General features: G+C 73.4%; 14 protein-coding genes. 8 read left to right on the forward strand and 6 right to left on the reverse strand.

Going from position 1 to position 14,986, the window contains the following annotated elements:
* Positions 1–14: 14 nt before the first annotated feature.
* Complete coding sequence (locus tag ACFYOU_RS04640) at positions 15–1,604, reverse strand: transporter substrate-binding domain-containing protein (protein WP_391303567.1); 1,590 nt, start codon at positions 1,602–1,604, stop codon at positions 15–17.
* A 144-nt stretch (positions 1,605–1,748) separates the two neighbouring features.
* Here ACFYOU_RS04640 and ACFYOU_RS04645 point away from each other — a divergent pair, with 144 nt between their 5' ends.
* Positions 1,749–1,994 (forward strand): hypothetical protein, encoded by a 246-nt coding sequence (locus ACFYOU_RS04645; protein WP_391303569.1) that lies wholly within the window; start codon positions 1,749–1,751, stop codon positions 1,992–1,994.
* A 44-nt stretch (positions 1,995–2,038) separates the two neighbouring features.
* Positions 2,039–2,539: a hypothetical protein gene (locus tag ACFYOU_RS04650; RefSeq protein ID WP_391303571.1), complete on the forward strand. Its 501-nt coding sequence runs from the start codon at positions 2,039–2,041 to the stop codon at positions 2,537–2,539.
* A 66-nt stretch (positions 2,540–2,605) separates the two neighbouring features.
* Here ACFYOU_RS04650 and ACFYOU_RS04655 read toward each other — a convergent pair whose 3' ends face one another.
* The gene (locus ACFYOU_RS04655; protein WP_391303573.1) at positions 2,606–3,280 is read right to left on the reverse strand and encodes a pentapeptide repeat-containing protein; all 675 of its coding nucleotides are present in this window, start codon (positions 3,278–3,280) and stop codon (positions 2,606–2,608) included.
* A gap of 127 nt (positions 3,281–3,407) precedes the next feature.
* On the opposite strand from ACFYOU_RS04655, the gene ACFYOU_RS04660 reads away from it, so the two are divergent.
* The 3 genes from ACFYOU_RS04660 to ACFYOU_RS04670 all read left to right on the forward strand — a co-directional run bounded on the left by ACFYOU_RS04660 (position 3,408) and on the right by ACFYOU_RS04670 (position 6,761).
* Positions 3,408–4,424 (forward strand): zinc-binding dehydrogenase, encoded by a 1,017-nt coding sequence (locus ACFYOU_RS04660; RefSeq protein WP_391303575.1) that lies wholly within the window; start codon positions 3,408–3,410, stop codon positions 4,422–4,424.
* Between the two features lie 72 nt (positions 4,425–4,496).
* Positions 4,497–6,026, forward strand: a complete 1,530-nt coding sequence (locus ACFYOU_RS04665) for an MFS transporter (RefSeq protein WP_389765910.1) — start codon at positions 4,497–4,499, stop codon at positions 6,024–6,026.
* Positions 6,027–6,167: 141 nt separating this feature from the next.
* Positions 6,168–6,761 carry a dihydrofolate reductase family protein gene (locus ACFYOU_RS04670; protein ID WP_391303578.1) on the forward strand — a complete coding sequence of 198 codons (594 nt, stop codon included), beginning with the start codon at positions 6,168–6,170 and terminating at the stop codon, positions 6,759–6,761.
* Between the two features lie 3 nt (positions 6,762–6,764).
* Here ACFYOU_RS04670 and ACFYOU_RS04675 read toward each other — a convergent pair whose 3' ends face one another.
* The 4 genes from ACFYOU_RS04675 to ACFYOU_RS04690 form a co-directional block, all read right to left on the reverse strand.
* A complete protein-coding gene (locus tag ACFYOU_RS04675; protein WP_391303580.1) occupies positions 6,765–7,253 on the reverse strand; it encodes a GNAT family N-acetyltransferase in 489 nt (162 codons plus the stop codon).
* A gap of 115 nt (positions 7,254–7,368) precedes the next feature.
* Positions 7,369–8,286, reverse strand: coding sequence for an aminoglycoside phosphotransferase family protein (locus ACFYOU_RS04680; protein WP_391303582.1), 918 nt, complete (start codon positions 8,284–8,286; stop codon positions 7,369–7,371).
* Between the two features lie 79 nt (positions 8,287–8,365).
* Positions 8,366–10,636, reverse strand: coding sequence for a restriction endonuclease (locus ACFYOU_RS04685; RefSeq protein ID WP_391303584.1), 2,271 nt, complete (start codon positions 10,634–10,636; stop codon positions 8,366–8,368).
* Positions 10,637–10,765: 129 nt separating this feature from the next.
* On the reverse strand, positions 10,766–11,578 hold the full coding sequence (locus ACFYOU_RS04690; protein WP_391303586.1) for an ATP-binding protein: 813 nt from the start codon (positions 11,576–11,578) through the stop codon (positions 10,766–10,768).
* A gap of 247 nt (positions 11,579–11,825) precedes the next feature.
* On the opposite strand from ACFYOU_RS04690, the gene ACFYOU_RS04695 reads away from it, so the two are divergent.
* From ACFYOU_RS04695 to ACFYOU_RS04705, 3 genes are all read left to right on the forward strand, one after another.
* On the forward strand, positions 11,826–13,199 hold the full coding sequence (locus tag ACFYOU_RS04695) for a hypothetical protein (protein WP_391303588.1): 1,374 nt from the start codon (positions 11,826–11,828) through the stop codon (positions 13,197–13,199).
* 86 nt (positions 13,200–13,285) lie between these two features.
* Positions 13,286–14,257, forward strand: a complete 972-nt coding sequence (locus tag ACFYOU_RS04700; protein WP_391303590.1) for a hypothetical protein — start codon at positions 13,286–13,288, stop codon at positions 14,255–14,257.
* The gene (locus ACFYOU_RS04705) at positions 14,254–14,853 is read left to right on the forward strand and encodes a hypothetical protein (RefSeq protein ID WP_391303592.1); all 600 of its coding nucleotides are present in this window, start codon (positions 14,254–14,256) and stop codon (positions 14,851–14,853) included. The genes ACFYOU_RS04700 and ACFYOU_RS04705 overlap by 4 nt, the downstream gene beginning before the upstream one ends.
* Positions 14,854–14,986 lie beyond the last annotated feature (133 nt).

Genomic DNA, 14,986 nt, shown 5'->3' on the forward strand with positions numbered 1-14,986 from the left:
GACCTCCGGGACGGTCAGGGGCTGCCGGAAGGCCCGGTGGTCGGCACCGGCCGGCACCGGTCCGGCTTCGGGGGACGGTTGTCCTTGCCGTCCAACGGTCCCTTCAGGTGTGCGTCGTACAGGTCCTGCCAGCCGTCCGCTTTGACGGCCTCGACGAGCTTGCACACCCTGCGGTGGAGTTCGGGATCGTCGAGGTGCATGCCGATGCCCCAGTACTCGGTGCTGTCGGGCAGGCTGTCACGGATCATCCTCAGCCTGTCGTCGGTGGCGAGGAAGCCGGCCAGGACCGCCCGGTCGGTGCTCACGACCTCGGTCCGCCCCTTCGGGTCCAGGAGGTCGTCGACACACTTCTGGTAGTCCGAACGCTTGATGACCTCGAACTTCTTCTCCGGGTACGCGCTCTCCAGCCGGTCCACGGAGGTCGAGCTGCTGGCCGTGCAGACGACCGTGCCGGGCCGCAGGTCGTCGATGGAGTCGACGTCCTCGTGCGTCCGACCGCCGTTCTCCCGGAGGACGACCTTCCCGGGGCTGTCGCCGTGCATCAGCAGGGCCTGTGGGGTGGCGAAGTACGGGCCGGCGAACTTGATCAGCTTCTCGCGGTCGTCGGTGATGCTGAAGCTCCCGACGAAGAGTTCGACGTTCCGGGCCACCACCTCGGAGGCCCGGACCCCGGTGCCCAGGGGGACGAACTCGATGGTGTCGGTGAACCCCAGCCCGCGGACGACCTTCCGGGCGTACTCGATGTCGAATCCGGTCCACTCGCCGCGCGCGTCCTGCTCGCTCAGGCCGGGCTGGTCCTGCTTGACGCCGACCCTGAACACCCCCTTCCGCTTGGCCTCTTCGAGTACGTGCGACACCCGCGGGGGCTGCGTCGCCTCGATGCGGGCCTTCGGGACGGGGCCCGTCTGCGCACCGGCGCCGTTCGGCTCCTTGCGGTCCTGCCAGTCCTCGACGATCAGTGCTCCGCCCGCCAGCAGGCTCAGACTCACCAGCCCCGCCCACAGCGCTCGCTGCCAGCGCACCGGGAGTGACCGACCGCCCGCCGTGTCCGCGGTGTCCGCCGTCGGGCGCGGGCCACGGTCGTCCCCGGTGGCGGGGGTGTCCGTGCCGTCCGCCCCGTCCGCGGCAGGCCTTCCCAGCGGGCCCCCGTCGCCTGCCGGCGCGGGCGCCGGGACCGCGGCTCCAGCAGCGGGAACGTCGTCGGTGCCGTCCGCGGACAACGGGAGGACGGCGCCGCCGGACGCCGTCACCGTCCGGCCGGAGGGCCCCGGGGACTGGGCGCGCCCACGGGCCGCGGCGCGTTCCGCTGCATCCAGGAGGTGGCTGCCGATCCCCCGTTGCAGGCGCTGACCGCTCTTGGGCACCAGTTCGGCCACGAGTTCCTGGAGGAGCCACAGCGGTATCAGTTTGCGGCCCCGGAGGAACTCGCTCCACTGGTTGCGGCCGTAGTCGAAGCGGCTCTCCAGGTCGCGCACCGTCAGCCCCTCCGTGAGCTGGCGCAGCCACCTGGCCAACTCCGCCGCCTCCTCCGGCGTGCTCGGGTCGATGGCGCCGAGCCGGGACCGCAGCCGCTGTGACGGTCGTTCGTCGTCGGGTTCCACCACGCACCCCCGTAGGTTCTGCTCCCTTTGTCCGTTGTCCCCTACTTGACCGGCCCTGACCTGCGATGACAGCAACGGACTGAACGGACAGCCGAGGTCCAACTCAAGCTGATTTTCCACCCGTTCGCACAGCGGAAGGAAGATTCGATGCGTACACGTCCTCGTCGTCCCGGCCGGTTCCACCCCGACCACCGCGTACTGGCCTTCACCGGGGTCCTCGCCGTCGGTGCCGTGCTCCTCGCACTGGACGTCCCCTCCGACTGGTTCACCGTCATCGGACTCGCCCTCGCCTGCGTGGCCGGCCGGTCCCCCGCCCCGGGGCGCCGCGCCGGCCGCCCCCGTCGGGAGGCCGGCCGCAAGCGGCGCGACGACCGGCGCCGGCACACCCGCTGAGCGTCGCCGGCCGGGAGGCGGTGGCGCCGTGCGACCATCGGGGGGTGCTCGACATCGGATACGCCCTCTCCAACCGCTTCCCGGACCCCCCGCAGGCCGACTACCGCCGCGCGGACGTCCGCGCGCTGCGCTACGACCTCTTCTGCGGGGACGTGTACCTCGCGGACACCGAAGCGGACCGGGAGTTGTCCACAGCCTGGGGATGGGTGCCCGTCCTGGACTTCGCGTGGGCGCTGTGCGACATCGTGGAACGGTTGGACCGCAACCCGCTGGGGGCGAGGGCGGCGGAGCCGCAGTACGCCGAGCTGGACTTCACCGAGTCGACGGACCGCCTGCTGTTCGAGCGGCGCTTCGGCTGGGTCGACATCGAGGCGGAGTGGCGGCCCGTGGACGACAAGCCGCTGTCCTTCGCGCACACGGAGCTGCGCCGCGAGGCCCGCGACTTCCTGCACGACCTGATCGCGGACCTGACCGACCTGCACGACGACCTCGCGGAGAACCCGACGATCTGGACCCTCCAGTCCCGCTTCCCCCGCACCGCCTGAGGACGACCCGTACGGCCCGAGGACCCGTACCGCCGCGGGGCCGCGCTCCCGGGTGGTCGGGCGCGCTCAGCCCTCGACGCGCACCCCCAGCTCACCGGCGAACAGCCAGGCCAGATCGAGCAGTTGGGACGGGCTGATCACCGCGCCCCGGAGCCCCTCGACCCCCCGGGTGATCTCCAACTGGTCGGCCCCCCGCAGATCCACGTCCCTCATCCGCGCCCCGCCGAAGTCCACCCCCTTGAGCACGCAGTCGTGGAACTCCACCCGCTCCAACGTGGCGCCGCCGAAGTCGGGTTCGACCAGGACGACCGACTCGAACACCACGTCCTTGAGCCGGGCCTGCCGCAGGTTCAGATAGTCGATCTTGCCGCCCCGGACGACCACCCGCTCCAGGTGGGCGCCGTGCAGCTGCACCCCGCCGAGCCGGGCGTCGACCACCTCGGCGTCCCGCAGGGTCGCCTCCGCCAGGTCCGTCCCCACGCCACGGGCCCCGCTGAGGACGGTGTCGACGATCCGGGCCCGGGTGAGTCTGGTCTCGTTCAGCGTGACGCCCGACAGCCGGCAGTCCAGGAAGTGCGCGCCGCCGCCGTCCTGCCCCGAGCAGTCCAGATCCGTGAACTCCACTCCGTCGTAGTCCCCGTCGGGCTCCCACCCGGCGCCCCGGAACGGGACCAGGGCCGGGAGGTTGACCGTGGGCCGCTTCGCCCTCTTCACCGTCGCGCTTCGCGTCATGACCCCCATCGTGCACCCGACCACTGACAGTGACCCTCCGGTGCCACCGCCCGGAGCGGCTTGACCTCAAGTTTGCTCCAGGTTGCAGGCTGTGGCCGTACCGCCGAAGAGGCGGCCCCACCCATGAGGAGTCACCATGCGCGCCGTCCGCCTGCACGCCTTCGGGCCCGCCGAGAACCTGGTGTGCGAAGAGGTGCCCGACCCGGTGCCCGCCGCCGGCGAAGTCCTGATCGAAGTGGCCGCCGCCGGGGTGCACGTCCTGGACACCGCCCTGCGCAAGGGCGTTCAGGGCCCCCTGCCCCGCCCCGTGGAACTGCCCACCGTCCCGGGCCGCGAGGTCGCCGGCACGGTCAGCGCCGTCGGCGAGGGCACCGACCCCGCCCTGCTGGGCCGGCGCGTGGTCGCCCACCTCGGCATGAACCCGGGCGGGTACGCGGCCCGGGCCGCCGTCCCCGTCGAGCGGCTGCACGAGGTCCCCCCACAGCTGGACTTCGCCGCCGCGGTCGCCATGATCGGGACGGGGCGCACCGCGATGGGCGTCGTCCAATTCGCCGAGCCGGGCCCCGATGACGTGGTGCTCGTCCCGTCCGCGGCGGGCGGCATGGGCACCCTCTTCGTGCAGCACGCGAAGAACGCCGGTGCGGTGGTCGTGGGCCTGGCGGGCGGCGGGCCCAAGCTCGACCGGGTCCGGGCGGCCGGCGCCGACCTCGCCGTGGACTACCGCGAACCCAGCTGGTCCACCCGGGTGCGGGACTTCCTCGACGGGCGCGGGCTGCCGGGCGCGACGATCGTCTACGACGGGGTGGGCGGCGACACCGCGCGGGCCGCCGTCGACCTGCTCGCCCCGGGCGGCCGGCACCTCGTCTTCGGGTGGTTCGACGCCGAAGGCAGCGGGACGGCCGGCCCGTACGAACCCGACGGGGCGTTCCTCAAGGAGCGGGGCGTCACCTCCACCCACGTGCTCGGGCCCACGATGATGGAGAAGGCGGGCGGCGAGAACCCGATCCGCACCCTGGAGCTGCGCGCCCTGGCGCTGGCCGCCGAGGGACGACTCGTCCCGGCGGTCACCCGCTTCCCGCTCGCCGCGGCGGCCCGCGCCCACCGCGATCTGGAGACCCGCCGCACCGTCGGCAAGGTCGTCCTGGAACCCTGACCGCGCCGCGACACGGAGCCGGAACCGGCGGATGCGGATGCGACCCGTCCCGTTCCATGGTGTTCTGTCAGGGTGAGTACGCCCCTGAGCGGTGAACCGGCCGACGAACCGGCGGCGGACGGCACGCCGGACCGCCACCGCTGGTGGGGGCTCGTCGTCATCGCGCTCGCCCAGCTCATGGTGGTGCTCGACGCGACGATCGTGAACATCGCGCTCCCCTCCGCCCAACGGGACCTCGGCATCTCGGACGCCAACCGCCAGTGGGTCATCACCGCGTACACCCTGGCCTTCGGCGGACTGCTGCTGCTCGGCGGGCGCATCGCCGACTTCGTGGGCCGCAAGCGGACGTTCATCATCGGCCTGATCGGTTTCGCCGTGGCCTCCGGGATCGGCGGGGCGGCCACCACCTCGGGCATGCTGTTCGGGGCCCGGGCGCTCCAGGGCGCGTTCGCGGCGCTCCTCGCGCCCTCCGCGCTGTCCCTGCTGACGACGTCGTTCATCGACCCCAAGGAACGGGCCCGGGCCTTCGGCATCTACGGCGCCATCGCGGGCGGCGGCGCGGCGATCGGGCTGATCATGGGCGGGGTGCTCACCGAGTTCCTGGACTGGCGCTGGTGCCTGTACGTGAACGTGCCCATCGCGGGCATCGCGGTCCTCGGCGCGGTGACCCTGCTCCACGACCGCCCCGGGCACCGGGAGGCCAGCCTCGACATCCCGGGCGTGGTGCTGGGCTGCGGCGGACTGGTGGCGATCGTCTACGGGTTCAACGAGGCCGAACCGCGCGGCTGGACCGACCCGTTGGTGCTGGGCCTCCTGCTGGGCGGCGTGGCGCTGCTGGCCGCGTTCGTCTGGTGGCAGACCCGCGCGCCGCACCCCCTGCTGCCGCTGCACGTCATCCGGGAGCGGAACCGCGCCGGTTGTTTCCTGACGATGGCCCTGGTCACGATCGGGCTGTTCGGGACGTTCCTGTTCCTGACCTACTACCTCCAGACGATCCTCGGCTACTCCCCGTTGAAAGCGGGCCTCGCGTTCCTGCCGATGACCGCGGCGATCATCATCGGGTCCACCCAGGTGTCGGCGCGGCTGATGCAGTACGTGGCGCCGCGCGTCCTGATGGTGCCCGGACTGGTGCTCGCGGCGGGCGGTCTGGTGATCCTGACCCAGCTGACCGTGCACGCCGAGTACGCGACGCACGTCCTGCCCGCCGAACTGCTGCTCGGCCTCGGGATGGGCATGACGTTCATGCCGGTGATGGCGACGGCCACGCTGGGGGTGGCCCCGCGGGACTCCGGGGTGACCTCGGCCACCGTCAACACCTCCCAGCAGGTGGGCGGTTCCATCGGGACGGCGCTGCTGAACACGATCGCCACCAGCTCCGCGGGCGCGTACGTGGCGTCCCATCTGAGCGCGGCCGACGCCCACGACCCGGCGGCGGTGGCCCGGATCACCAACGTGGGCGTGGTGCACGGTTACACCGTGGCCATCTGGTGGGCCGTCGGGATCATGCTGCTGGCCGCGGTGGTCGCCGGGACGATGGTGACGGGCCGCCCCCGGCCCCACCCCACGCCCGCCGGCGAACCCCTGCGCACGCCCGCGTCCTGAGCCGTCCGCCCGGCCGGCCCACCGGGAACGGCCCGGGCGATGATTCCCCGGGGCCGAACCGGTCCGTCCTGTCGTCACCACCGGACGGGCAGCACTGCCGGGGGTCGGCACCGTCGAACGAAACGAAGAGGAGCAACCGTCGTGCGCATCGTGGTCAGCGAGTTCATCAGCCTGGACGGAGTCGTGCAGGCGCCGGGCGGACCGGACGAGGACACCGACGGCGGGTTCGCCCACGGCGGCTGGACGCACCCGTTCTTCGACCCGGAGGTGGTCGGCGGTTTCATCGACGCCGCGCTGGCCTCGACCCGGGCGCTGCTGTTCGGGCGCCGCACCTGGAAGGTGATGGCCGACGCCTGGCCCGAGCGGGCGGGCGACCCGTTCGCCGACCGGATGAACGCCCTGCCCAAGTACGTGGTCTCCCGCACCCTGACCGCCTCCGACCTCACCTGGAACAGCACGCTCGTCCCCGGGGACGGGGCGGTGGCCCGGCTGCGCGAACTGAACGGCACCGGGGACGGCGACCTGCTGGTGATGGGCAGCCCCAGCCTGGTGCGGACCCTGCTCGCCGAGGACCTGGTCGACGAACTGCGGCTGATGGTCATGCCGGTGCTGCTCGGCGGCGGCAAGAGCATCTTCCCCGCCGACGGCGGCCTGCGCACCCTGGAACTCGCCGCCACGGCCACCAGCCCGGCGGGCGTCCTGACCACCACGTACCGCCGGGCGGCGGCCGGGTAGCGGCTACGCCACCGGGGCCGGCGCGCCCAGTGCGGTCAGCGCGTCGTCCGTGAGGCGGTACACGGTCCACTCGTCCTGCGGGCGGGCGCCCAACGCGCGGTAGAAGTCGATGGAGGGCTGGTTCCAGTTGAGGACCGACCACTCCAGGCGCTCGTAGCCGCGGTCCACGCAGACCCGGGCGAGTTCCGTCAGCAGGGCCTTGCCGTGGCCGCCGCCGCGCCGGTCGGGGCGGACGTACAGGTCCTCCAGGTAGATGCCGTGCACCCCGCGCCAGGTGGAGAAGTTCAGGAACCACAGGGCGTAACCGACGGGCTCGCCGGTCGCGTCGTCCTCGGCGACGTGCGCGTACGCCGCCGGCCGCTCGCCGAACAGCGCCTCGCGCAGCTGCTCCTCGGTGGCCCGCACCTCGTGCAGCGCCTTCTCGTAGTCGGCCAGCTCACGGACCATGGCGTGGATGGCGGGCACGTCGGCGGGGGTGGCGGTACGGATCATGCCGGCCAGTAAACCCGGTGTATCACCCACCGGTCCAGTGGCTCCCGGGGAGCGCCCCCGGAAGGGGGGCGCGTCCCGGGGAGCCGCTGCGGTCGGGGCAACCGCTGCGCCCCGCTCACCGCGTGCGGTGCCTCAGCATCAGCTCGGCGATCCGCAGCTGCATGTCCTGGAGGGGCTCCCCGTCCTGGATGTCCCACAGCGAGTTCTGGAGCGCCCGGGCCAGCGTCCACCGCGCCGCGCTCCCCCGGTCCAGGCCCAGCCGCTCGGACAGCAGGTCGAAGCGCCACAGCACCTCGCCGTCCTCGTAGCGGTTGTCCAGGGCCGGCATGATGTCGAAGCCCGGGTCCCCGACCAGCGGGTTCGGGTCGATGGCGAGCCAGGGCTCGCGGTCGGCGGCCAGCACGTTGTCGAAGTGCAGGTCCCAGTGGAGCAACCGGTCCCCCGGCTCGGGCAGCACCTCGCGCAGCGCGTCGCCGCAGGCGCTCAGGACGCGTCGGGCGGTCGGGTCGGTGACCCGGTCCAGGGCGCCGGGCAGGTCGGCGAGCATGTCGGCCCCGATGTCGGCGAGGTGCTGCACCCCCTCCGGTCCCGGCACCGCGGTCAGCCGGGCCAGCAGGTCCCCGATGACGGCGACCGCGGCCCGGGAGTCCTCGACGGCCGACAACGGACGGCTCTCGTCGGCGCGTTCGAGCAGCTGGGTGGTGGTCCCCTCGTCGATCTCCAGCAGCCGGACGATCCCCTGACCGTCCCAGATCCGCAGGGCGAGCCCCTGGTACACGCTGTCCTCGTCCGCGACCTGCATCTTCAGCACGGCGGGCGTCCCGTCGGCCCGGGTCACCGGCAGGACCAGGGACGCCATTCCGTGCATCGAGGGGCCGGTGACGGTCAGCTCCCAGTGGTCGACGTACTCGGCGGCCAAGCGCGGCAGGTCCTCGATGAACGCCCGACCCGCCTCCCCCTTGGCCCGGTGCTGGCTCATGATCAGTTCCGTCGGGATCTCGAACCCGGGACGCGTCCGCTGCTTCTCGGTCATCCGACCGATCCTAGGCAGCGCACCCCGCACACCGCCCCCGAATATCCGGCGGCGACCCGGGTGGCCGGTGGGCCGGAGCTCACTCCACGTCGATGCCGAAGTCCCCCACCAGCGCGCCCAACCCGCCCTCGTACCCCTTGCCGCCGACCACGAAGTTCCAGTCGCCGCCGGCGCGGCGCCGGAACGAGCCGAGGACCAGGGCCGTCTCGCCGGGGCGCCCGTCGGAGACCTCCAGCTGGTCGAGTTCCGTGCCGTCGGCGTCCCGCAACCGGATGCCCGCACCGGTGAACCCGGCGAGGTCGGCGTCCGGATTGACCTCCGGGTCGACGGCCGCCACCAGCACCAGCCGGTCCGCCGCCGCGGGCAGCCCGTCGAACGCGACCCGGACGGCGGCCCGGTCGCCCGCGAACCCGCCGAGCATCCGCACCGAACCGTCCGGGGTGCCGGGGTTGTTGAAGAAGACGAACCAGTCGTCGCCGAGCACCCGTCCGCCGCGGCACACCAACACGCAGACGTCCAGGGCGACGGACCCGGACCAGGACATGCCGAGCACGTTGTAGTCACCGCCCCCGTACGTGTCGCCGTCACCGCTCCGGTAGGTGCCGTCGTCGCCGGGGCCGTGCGCGGACCGGTCACCGGGGCCACCGTGCCGGGCGCCCGCCGACCCGGGGCCGTCCGGGCCGCTAGGCATGACCAGCGTCGGGGCACTGGCCGACGCCGCGACCGCACCGGCGGACCCGGCAGGCCCAGCGGGTCCGGCGGGCCCGGCGCCCTGCGCACCCGGGGCCGTCGGGCCGCCGCCGAGCCGCCCCCGCAGCCCGTGCGCGTGCAGCAGGTCGACGAGTTCCGGGCCGGAGACCAGGGTGAGCGGCTTGCCGCCCGCGAAGGTGTACGAACCGGGGCCGAAGCCCGACGTCGTCACCAGCACCCCCTTGTTGGCGCCCTGGTCCTGCACGGTCCCGTACAGGTCGCGGACCGCGCTCGGCGGCACCGTGTTCCGGTACCGCTTCACCTGGACCACGATCTTGCCGCCACTGATCGGATCGGGGTCCACCGCGTCCACGTCGACACCGCCGTCCCCCGACCGCTGGGTGGTGACGGCCTGCATGCCGCGGGCCCGGAACAACTCGGCGACCAGGCCCTCGAACTCCAGCGGGTCCATCTCCAGCAGGTCCGGTTCGGCGCCCCCGCCGTGGCTGATCACCCCCGCGCCCACCTGCTCCGGCAACCGCACCGGCCGCACCGCGGTCCGCTGGTCGGGCTTGGCCGACAGGGTGCCGCGCAGGGCGCCCGTCAGACAGTCCACCGCGTTCACCATCTCCAGCCGCAGCTCCCCGAAGGCTGCCCGCTCCGCGACCACGGAGGCGACGACGATCTCCGCGCGGCGGCCGGTCGCCGGATCGTGGTCGTCCACGAAACCGTTGAGGGCGACCGACGCCAACACCCCGTGCTCGTCCGCCGCGAACACGTCCCGCAGCGCCAGCAGCACGCTCTGCGCCAGCACCTCCCGGTACAGGGCCCGCCGCTGGGTGACCGGCCGGGGGCTCTCCTTCACCTGGTCCGCGTTGATCAGGTAGCGCGCCGACTTCGACTCCGGGACGACGTCGAGCGCCGGCAGCTCCCAGGTCAGCACGAACTGCCGCGGCCCGGGGTCGAACGCGGCGCTCACCTGCCGGGGGAAGCCCTCCGGCCACACCGAGTTGGCGTACAGCGCCGCCGAGAAGTACTCCACGACCGTGTCGGGCTCCGCCGCGCGCAGGGCCGCGCTCATCGAGCCGACGCCCCGGTTGTGCCCGCGCACCTCGGCGAGCCGTCCGGCGGCCCAGGTCTCGTACCGGTGGCGGTAGTCGGCCAGCTCCCGCAGCCGCCGCTCCTCCGCGAGTCGCGCCGCGTCCCAGTCCCGCCGGAAGCGTTCCTGAGCCTCCTGCTGGGCGCGTGCCCGGGCGCCGGGACCCCAGCCGCCGCCCCGGGCTTCGTACGCCCTCGGGTCCGGCATCGGCACCGGCACGGCGAGCGGTCCGGGCGCGAACGCCTCCACCGACTCCTCGCGCCGCAGCGCCGCCACCCGGAACGCGGGCGCGCGGCAGCCGGCGACCAGCAACCCCGACAGTTCGGCGACCCGCGTTTCGATCTCCTCGGTACGGCGCAGGGCGTCCGTCTCCCGCTGCCTGCGGTACGCGGCCTGCTGTTCGCGGTGCATCCGGGCGAGGTCCCGCTCCCGGGCCCGCTGGTCACGCTCGTACGCGCGCTGCTGACGGGCCTGTTGGCGCCGGCCCTCTTCGTACTGCCGCTGCTGCTGCCGCTGGGCCTCGGCCCACGCACCGATCAGCCCACCCGAACGCCGCCCCACCGAGCCCGCCCCTTACGTCCGCCTCGCACGGTCCGCGCGCACCTTCCGCCCCGACCGCTCACTCTCCCGACCTCCCAGTCTTACCAATTCGAACGCGATCCGACAGGTTTTCACCTGATTCGACGCAGATCAGGGGCGGGACGCAGCACCGATCGCCCGGCCGGGCGCATCACGGTCGGCCCCCTTTGCCCCCTCCAGCGCCTCGGACCCGTCCGGCGAGGACAGCGTGCACCAGACCACCGCGCCGTCCCCCCGGATCCCCCAGTCGTCGGCGAGCGCCTCCACCAGGAACAGCCCGCGGCCCCGCTCGGCCAGCGGATCGCGGGGCAGGAACGGCGCGGTGCGCCCGAACCCCTCGCGGACGGCGGCGGTCGGGGTGGCCCGCGCGGACGCCGGAACGGGCCGGGGCGCCGGGGTGCCGTGCGGCGGCGCCCCGGGCGCGGGTCCCGGCGACGCCACCACGGGACGGGCCCGACCGGCCGCGGGGCGGGGCGCAGCGGGTACGGGGCGGGGCCCGGCGTTCACGTACGGGACCTGACCGTTCGTCGACGCGGTCGGGGGCGGGGGCGCGGGCGCGGGCGCGGGCGCGGGCGGCCGGGGTAAAGGGCGGGAGGCCGGGGCGGTTGCGGGAAGGGGGGCCGAAGGGGTGACGGGAAGGGGGGCCGGGGCGGTGACGGGGCGGGGCGTCGGCAGGGGGCTCGTCCGCACCTCGACCCGTACCGTGCGCGCCGTGCGGCTCAGATGGATGCCGACCTCGTCGCCCCACCCGTGCTGGAACGCGTTCGTCACCAGTTCGCTCACCACCAACTGCGCCGGCTCGACCAGTTCCTCCAGCCGCCAGTGCCGCAGCTGCGCCCGGACGATGCGGCGGATCTGCCGGGGCCGTGCGCCGTCCCGTTCCGTCAGTACCCCGCCCGGAAGTGAGGTGCGCAGATAACTCACGGCGAATCCGCCTTCCGCCGTGGTGCCCGTCGTGCCCGCCGTATGGTCGTTTCCGCGGTCGACTGTTCTGGTGCCGCTCACCCTGTTCTCCAAGGGGCCTGGATCGTTCAGTGTCGATCGATATCGATGGATGGCCTTCAATGTCCGTGCAAGAGATAACCGTCCTTGCGGTGTTCACCGGTACCGTTGGAGACCAGTGGGACCGTGAATACCGTGAACACCCAGATCGGCACGGGGAGTTGAGGTCATGGCCACGAGGAAGCGCACCCCCAATCCGAACCTCGCCCGGCTGCTCGACGAGGCCGGATGGACGCGGACGCAACTCGCGCAGCAGGTCAACCGGCTCGGCCCGCAAGCCGGGTTGGACCTGACGTACGACCGCACGGCGGTGGCGCACTGGATCGCCGGCACGGCACCGAGGCCGCAGGTCAGGGCCCTGATCGTGGAGGCCCTGTCCGCGCAGCTGGGCCGTCCGGTGACCCATGCCGAGGCGGGGCTCGCCCCCGCCGAACGCACCGCACCGGCCGGCGGGGGCGGCGCCACCGGGGACGCGGTGGAGGAGTTGATCGAGCTGGGCCGGGCCACGATGGACCCGTCCCGGCGGGGAGTGCTCGCGGCCTCGGTGTTCTCGGCCGCGCTCACCCTGCCCGCGTTCACGCTCCCCGCGCACGCCGCCGACCGACCCGCGACGACCTGGCGCCCCGGGCACCGCACCGTCCGGATCGGCACCTCCCAGGTCTGGTCGGTGCGCACCATGACCGACCGGATCGCCGACATCCTCGACGAGTTGGGCGCCGCGCACGCCATGCCCATGGCGTCCGCGTTCCTCGTCAACACGGTCGGCCCCTGGCTCAAGGCCCAGGCCACCGAACCGGTCCGCAAGGACATGCTCGCCGCGGCGGCCGACCTGGCGTACCTCACCGGCTGGATGGCCATGTACGAGAAGGCCCACGGTCTGGGCCAGCAGTACTACGTACGGGCCCTGGGCCTCGCGCAGGAGGCGGAGGACCAGGTCACGTACTGTCGCACCCTGCGCGGGATGTCCTTGCAGGCGTCGAACCTGGGCCACGGCCGCAAGGCCCTGGAACTGGCCGACTCGGCGGCCGAGGCGGCGCCCTCGGCCGCGCCCCGACTGGTCGCCTTCCTCCGCGGCCAACAGGCGCACGCGGCGGCGATGGTCGGCGACCGCGGCCTGGCGCACACCCGACTGCGCGAGGCCGAGGACGCGTTGTCCCGGGCGGACAACAGACGGGAGTCGATCGGCGGCTACGACCGTACGGCCTGGCTGTTCCACGTGGCGCACGTGCTCCACGAGGAACGGGACCTCCAGGGCAGCATCCGCGTCCTCCAGCAGTCGATCAAGCACCAGCCGGTGCAGGAGCGGCAGGGCCGGGCCCATGCGTACGCGGTGCTCGCCGAGCGCCAACTCGCCCTGGGGCACCTCGACGCGGCGTGTCACAGCTGGGGGCGGTTCCTCGACGAGTACGAACACGTGAGCAGTGCCCGGGCCGACGGCCACTTCCGTACCCTGCGGGGCGTGGTGCGGCGGCACGCCCGGGCCCGGCCGGTGGCCCGGCTCGCCGACCGGGCCGGGGAGATCGCCGCGCTCAAGGCGGCGTGAACCCGCCACGTCCGTGAACACCCGGCCCCGGCCGACCCGCCGGGGCCCGACCCTCGTCGGTGCGTCCGGCGGGAAGGAACGGTGCAGTGCCCCGGAGATCCACCGATGAGCGGCGCGGCCCGCTGGCCCGACGACCGGGCCGGGCGACGACCCGCGCCGCGCAACGCCGCCCCCCGCACGAGGGCCCGGCCGGTACCCAGGAGGCCGGACCCGACCCGACGGGTGCCGCCGGACGCGTCAGCGGGAGGATGTGGCTGGCGGGCCTGGCGGCGGTCGTGCTCGGGGCGGCACTCGGCGCCTGGCTCAGCGGACTCCCGTGGCTGCTCTTCGACAAGTCCTCGGTCAAGGACGACCTCCGCTCCGGCCCCGACCTCGGAACGGCCGTGTCGAAGGTCCAACTCGACGACGAGGGCATGAGCAGGGCGACCCGCGAGGACCACCGCCCCGACGCGTCGTTACGGCGCTTCCTCGCCCGCCCGATGGCGGCGGCCGCACCGGAGTTCGACGGCAGGCTCGCCGCGGTGGGGGCCGTCAACGTCGACAAGCTGACCGTGCGCGTCGTCTTCACCAGCCGCCGCAGCCAGTTGATCAACGTCATCGACATCACGCCCGAGATCGTGAAACGCGAACGGCCCTGGTCGGGAACGCTGTTCGACGCCCCGCCGCAGGGCGGTAGCCCCACGATGAACATGATGTTCGACCTGGACCGCCCACGCCCCCTCGCCCGGGACGCGGGATTCGACGAAGATCGCAACACCCTGGCCCCCGGCAAACCCTTCTTCGCCCAGCGGACGATCAGCCTCCTGGGCGGCAAGCAACAGGTCGTCCTGATCCGCACCGAAACCAAGCACCACTACGTCGCCTTCCGCCTCAAGGTCACCTACATGCTCGGCGACCGGACGAAGACCACCGTCATCGACGACCGCGGACGCCCCTTCCGACTCACCGCCCTCAACGGCAGCCAGGACCGCAAGAACCTCAAGTACCCCCGCATCTACGAGTTCCACCAGGGCTTCTCGCTCTGTCAGACCCGCCCGGCGAGCAAGGACTGCGGATGACCCCCCGCCGCCCCCGCTGGGTGTGGCCCATCGGCGCCCTCCTGGCCGTCAACGCCCTCCTCCTCGCGTACGTCGTCGCCCTCAGCACGCTCGAACGCAACGAGCACGCGGACCGCTCGGCGCCACCGACCCCGGGAACGCCGCCCTCTCCGTCTCCGAAGCGGAAGTCCCCGGCGTGCACGGAGGCGAACCTGGACGGGGTCGGCGCGGGGCTGCCCGCTGCCGCCGCGCGCGACGCCCGCAAGTCCTGGCGGTCCGCGGTCGACCCGGTCTACCGGGCGGCCTGCGACCAGGACGACCCCCGCCTCGCCGCGCTCCTGGAGTTCGAGGGTTCGGCCGAGTACTTCCACACCGCCCCGTGCCCCGAGTGTTCCGCCCTGGAGGTCGTCACCATGTGGCGGGACGAGTTCCTGTTCGACGGCGCCGACCTCGCCCGGCTGCTGGAGGCTCGACCCGTCCTCGGGCAAGGCGGGCTGACGTTCCACCGCGGCGACGCGGTGGCCTGGTTCGCCCGCGGCACCCACGACGTCCCCGGCCAGTGGTCGGGCCTCCACCCCCGCTGCGACCTGGACGACCGCTGCACCGACCTCACCTGAACGCCCAGGGCACGAAGGCCCGCTGCCCGCTTGTCCCTCCCGACGGCCCGGCGGGGTCCACCGGGAGAAATCCCACCCGCGAGTTCACGATCATGAGCCCTTCGCCCCCTTAACTCATGACCGGCCACGAGGC

Origin of the sequence: Streptomyces sp. NPDC005955 (assembly GCF_042871255.1) — a bacterium.
GTDB lineage: Bacteria > Actinomycetota > Actinomycetes > Streptomycetales > Streptomycetaceae > Streptomyces.